The organism is Stenotrophomonas sp. P5_B8, from assembly GCF_054049855.1.
In genome coordinates this window covers 1-4,752 of record NZ_JBFULO010000307.1, presented here as the reverse complement: position 1 = coordinate 4,752, position 4,752 = coordinate 1, and the positions used below count along the sequence as shown (strand labels likewise).

Genomic DNA, 4,752 nt, shown 5'->3' with positions numbered 1-4,752 from the left:
ACGCCAGCTCGTTGACCAGCGCGATGTTGACGTCGCGCTGGATGTTTTCGATCACCTTGGCCGCTTCGGCCACGCGGATCGACGGTGCCGGCCAGGTGCCGGCGGTGATGATCCCGGCGTAAAGCGCATCGACCACCGCGGCGACCTCGACGGTCGACCCGGAGGTGATCTTGCGGATGTCCGCCAGGCGCCGCTGGCGATCCCCCGGGTTGATCCGCTCCGGGCTGTAGCCGCAGTAGAAATCCTCGTTGAAGCGCAGGCCAGAACCGGCTTCCAGCAGCGGCACGCACACTTCTTCGGTGGTGCCCGGGTACACGGTGGATTCGTAGATGACCAGATCGCCCGGCTTGAGCACGTTGGCAATCAGCGTGGAGGCGCTGCGCAGCGGTGCAAGGTCCGGCTGCTCGAAGGCGTCGATGGGGGTCGGCACGGTCACGATATAGACGTTGCAATCGACCAGCTCGGCCGGGTCGTGGCTGTAACGCGCCTGCACCGCCGCCGCCAGTTCGTGCGGCTCCATCTCCAGGGTGTGGTCGTGGCCGCGCTGCAGTTCCTGTACGCGCGCACGATCGATGTCGTAGCCCACTGTGGGCTGGCGGCACCCGAAGGCAACGGTCAGCGGCAGGCCGACGTAGCCCAGCCCGATCACCGCGATCCGCGCCTGCACGGCAGCGCCGACAGCGGCGGCCATCAGCCCCGCCTCCGCGCGGGATCGGCACGGAAAGCGCAACGCAGGAAGCAGGAAGAACTCATGGAGGGGGCTGCGCCAGGGAACGAGTAGTACAAGCCTAACGCGGGAGCACCGCCGCCACAAAGAACAAAGCCGCCGTCCGCGGAGAGTACGGACGACGGCCAACAAGTGGTCCAGCTGCGGTTACTACCCTTTCAGAACAGCCTGACGGAATTTCCGCAGGACCGGTCACAGCTGGTAGGAAGATAATAGGCAACCACTCGTGAGAATCGTGTTACGAGTAAAGAACCGTTCCGTTACGAGCCCAGCATCACCGCCGCCGGCTCCAGCTCACCCGACACGCCGGTCCACAATTCAAGCAGCCGTGCAAAGCCGACCGGGCCGTGCCCGTCGAAACCCGGGGCCACATTGAAGCCTTCCCAGGGCCGTTCGATCATGCCGGTGAGCACAGCCGGTTCGATCGCCGCGGAGGTCATCGTCCAGCGCGGGAAATGCCGGGTGGCCACGGTTCCGCGCGCCAGTTCGCGCAGGTGCAGATGACTTCGCGCATTGGCCACCCGCTGGTAGACCGAATCGACGCCGTCTTCGGGTCCCTCGAAGTACTGCAGGAAACGGGTGCCATCGAACATCAGCACCCCGGTGACGCCGGCCACCTTGTTGAAACTGGATGCCGCCATCAGGATCCGATCGATATCCGATGCCTGGATCCCTTCAAAGGCGACGCTGGTATAGGCGATCGCACGCAATGGCATGCTCGTGTAGCCCCCTGTTGACTACCCAGACTATGCCACGAAGCTGTACACCCAGGTCGATGAGAACTGTGCGCGCCAGCACACGCTGACCTGCGTACAGATGCCGCAGGCTCAGGGCGCTTCCACCTGGAGGCCGTCCTGCTCCAGACGGGCCAGGTAGCCGCCCGGCTGCACCAGCGTATGCACCGGGACGACCGCGAAGGTCGTCGCGTTGCGAGCCAGTGCCGCGCGCGCCACCTGCAGCCACTTGTCGGCCGCCTGCTGCTCCACGCCCAGCAGCCCACGGCGCCGGCCGAACTCGCTGTCGGCGACCGCGCCGACGCAGGCGTCGTACTGGCTCTGCACCGCCAGCCGCTGCAGCGTCTCTGTGTCGCCCACCGACCACGCATTGGCGCGTTCCACCAGCAGCGGCAACTGGTGTTCCACCACGTCCAGGGTGCGCTGGAAGCACTGCACGTCCTGCAATGTGCTGGCGCGCACTTCCTTGAGTGCCTGGCGCGGATCATCGACCTTGATCACCACCCGGGTCACCACCGGCTTCAACCCGCGCGCCTTGTAGGCCTTGTCCAGAATGGCGGACACCGGCGTGCCGCGGCCGAGCCCGACCGACTTCAACGCTTCGGCATACAGGCGGGTCGCCGCGACCAGCGGACGATCCTTTTCCACCCCGCCGTCGCGGCCCAGATAGCGTTGTTTGAGCGGCAGCCAGCGCGCGTACAGCGGCGCCGGCAGGATCTCCTCCAGCCGTCGCCCCTGCGGATCGTGTGCGGCCTTCATTGCCGAAGGCAACAGGGTCAGGCCCTTGAAGAAGCCGACGTCGGCATCGACGGTCCAGCCCGGGGTGCCGAGCACTTCGCCGGCGCTGGCGATCACCGCCTGGACCTCATCGGCACGCCACTCCAGCTTGGCCGGGAGCGGCGACACCGTGCCCAGAATCCAAAGCACATGCCCGTTGCCGGCGGTCACCTTCCACATGCCCGGTCCGGGCTGTACGCCGGACACCACCACCGGTGCCAGATCAACCACCGTCGGCGGCGTGCCACGGGGCGGGCTCTGCGCCTGCACTCCCGCTGCGCACGCCATCGCCGCTATGAGCATGCCTGCCATCCGTGTCCGTGCCGCGCTGGCCATGTTGCCTTGCCTGTGTTGGGGGTCGAGCGCAGCCTACGGGGGCCCGCGCACGGCTGCGTAAAGTTTGCGTTTGGCCGCCGCACGCATAATGCAGCGACCGGTCACAAGGAGAATGCCCATCGACACCCTGCGCAACGCCCAGACCCTCGCCCGCCGCGCCCACGCCAGCCAGATCGACAAGGCCGGCCAGCCCTACATCGGCCACGTCGCACGCGTGGCTGCCCGCGTGCAGGGGGATGCCGACGCCGAAGCGGTGGCCTGGCTGCACGACGTGGTCGAAGACTGCCCTGCGTTCTCCGCCGAGGTGGCATCGTTCCCCGCGCACATCCGTGCCGCGGTGGCGTGCCTGACGCGGCGCAAGGATCTCCCTGCGGAGGACTACTACGCCGCCATCCGCGCCAACCCGCTGGCGTTGAAGGTCAAGCTGGCCGACATCGCCGACAACAGCGACCCGGCCCGCCTGCGCTACCTGCCGGCCGACGTGCAGCAGCGATTGGCCGACAAGTACGCGCATGCGCTGCTGGCGCTGGGCGCTGCGCTGCCGTCGGCTCCGGCCTGATCACCCCGGCCGCGGCGGCACGCCCCGTCATCGCGGCGTCGGCGCATCCCGGTAGGGCTCTTCGAACGGGCGGAAATCCTGCTCGGCCAGGGCACCCGCCACCCACTGCTGCACACCCGCCAGCGCCAGCACCGCGTCCAGGTAGCGCTGTACGCGAGGCGTGACCGGCAGCGAATAGGTCGTCAGACGCATCACCACCGGCGCGAAGAACGCATCGGCGATACTGAAACGATCGAACAACAGCGCACCGTCATGCCGCGCGAGCAGGTCCTCCCACAACGACTGCACCCGCTGCAGGTCTTCGACCACCGCCGGTTGCTCGCGCAGCACGCGCGCGCCGACCTCGGGCAGGCTCGCCTCGATATTCATCGGGAAGTACTGGCGTAACGCACCAAAGCCGCTGTGCATCTGCGCGCAGACGCTGCGTGCGCGTGCGCGCTCGGCCACCGCCTGGGGCCACAGGTGCTTGTCCGGGAAACGTTCGGACAGGTACTCGGCGATCGCCAGCGTGTCCCACACCACCAGATCGCCATCCACCAGCACCGGCACCGTGGCCGAGGGCGACAGCGCCGTGGCCTGGCGCTTGAACTGCGAATCCGGATCGAAACTGTCGAAGCGCAGCAACACTTCGTCGAACGCGATCCCGGCCTGGGTCATCAGCACCCACGGGCGCATCGACCAGGAMGAGTAGTTCTTGTTGCCGATATGGAGGGTGAGCATGGCGGTCGCTGCGCGGGCAGGAAGGGAACCGCCATGCTAGCGGCAAAAACCACCGCGTTTACGTCACACTGTTGGTGCCCGGAGCCGGAATCGAACCGGCATGGAGTTGCCTCCGGCGGATTTTAAGTCCGATGCGTCTACCAGTTTCGCCATCCGGGCCACGGCGCGCATAGGGTGCCTGATCCGGCCCGATTTGGGAATGCGACGGCTCACAGGTCGGGCATGCCCACCTGCGTGGGGGCGTCGGGGTGATAGAGGATGCGCGCTCGCTCGCGTGGGATGCGGTCCAGGTCCAGCAGGCTGATCACCTTGCGCACGGTAGCGGTATGCGCGCGGCCCTGGCGGTCCTCGAACGCCAGGCTGAATTCGAACTCCGGCTGCTGATTGACCTCCGCCCCGGTCTGGCGCACCTGCACGACCCGTGCCTCGGTGCCAACGCCACGGTAGTTCAACGCCTCGGCACGGCGATCAATCCCGACCCTGCGGGTAAACAGCCAACCCAGCAGCAGATAGACGCACAGGCTCGCCGGCATGACGATCAGCGGGTGCCACGGCGTGAGGAAGGTCCATCCCTGCCCCTGGCTCTGGTCGCTCCACGACCACGCGTAGTAGCCCAGCAGCGTCGCCAGCAGGAGCACACCGATCACGCCGCGCCGAATCACCCGCGCATGGTCCACTTCCGGCATTGCCGCCTCCAGCAGCAGGTTCGGGTAGCGGCCAGGATCGTCGCTGAGCAGTGCGTCGAGGGTGTTGCCCACGGCGAAGCGGTGCAGCTGCGGCTTGCTGTCCACGGCCAGCATCTCGTCCTGGATCGGCGTGCCCGACAGGTTGTCGAAGGCCAGTATCAGGTTCCAGACCGGCCAACCGCGCAGGCGCCGCCCGGTGTCCTTCGCCTGCAC

General features: G+C 67.3%; 6 protein-coding genes and 1 tRNA gene. 1 reads left to right on the top strand and 6 read right to left on the bottom strand.

All coding sequences use genetic code 11. The features are described from left to right. From ACXJKH_RS15125 to ACXJKH_RS15115, 3 genes are all read right to left on the bottom strand, one after another. Positions 1 to 691, bottom strand: a 691-nt coding sequence (locus ACXJKH_RS15125; RefSeq protein WP_457320481.1) for a nucleotide sugar dehydrogenase, incomplete at its 3' end; no start/stop codon positions are given. A 296-nt stretch (positions 692 to 987) separates the two neighbouring features. Then, the gene (locus ACXJKH_RS15120) at positions 988 to 1,443 is read right to left on the bottom strand and encodes a BLUF domain-containing protein (protein ID WP_457320479.1); all 456 of its coding nucleotides are present in this window, start codon (positions 1,441 to 1,443) and stop codon (positions 988 to 990) included. Between the two features lie 111 nt (positions 1,444 to 1,554). Further along, positions 1,555 to 2,550, bottom strand: coding sequence for a TraB/GumN family protein (locus ACXJKH_RS15115; protein WP_457320477.1), 996 nt, complete (start codon positions 2,548 to 2,550; stop codon positions 1,555 to 1,557). Positions 2,551 to 2,686: 136 nt separating this feature from the next. Between ACXJKH_RS15115 and ACXJKH_RS15110 the strand changes: the two genes are divergently transcribed. Beyond that, a complete protein-coding gene (locus ACXJKH_RS15110) occupies positions 2,687 to 3,133 on the top strand; it encodes a phosphohydrolase (RefSeq protein ID WP_457320475.1) in 447 nt (148 codons plus the stop codon). A 27-nt stretch (positions 3,134 to 3,160) separates the two neighbouring features. On the opposite strand, the gene ACXJKH_RS15105 is transcribed toward ACXJKH_RS15110, so the two are convergent. The 3 genes from ACXJKH_RS15105 to ACXJKH_RS15095 all read right to left on the bottom strand — a co-directional run. Further along, positions 3,161 to 3,853 (bottom strand): glutathione S-transferase family protein, encoded by a 693-nt coding sequence (locus ACXJKH_RS15105; protein ID WP_457320473.1) that lies wholly within the window; start codon positions 3,851 to 3,853, stop codon positions 3,161 to 3,163. 72 nt (positions 3,854 to 3,925) lie between these two features. After that, positions 3,926 to 4,012: transfer RNA gene (locus ACXJKH_RS15100), tRNA-Leu, on the bottom strand. 50 nt (positions 4,013 to 4,062) lie between these two features. After that, positions 4,063 to 4,752 (bottom strand): hypothetical protein (locus ACXJKH_RS15095; protein ID WP_457320471.1); only part of this gene is annotated, 690 nt, incomplete at its 5' end.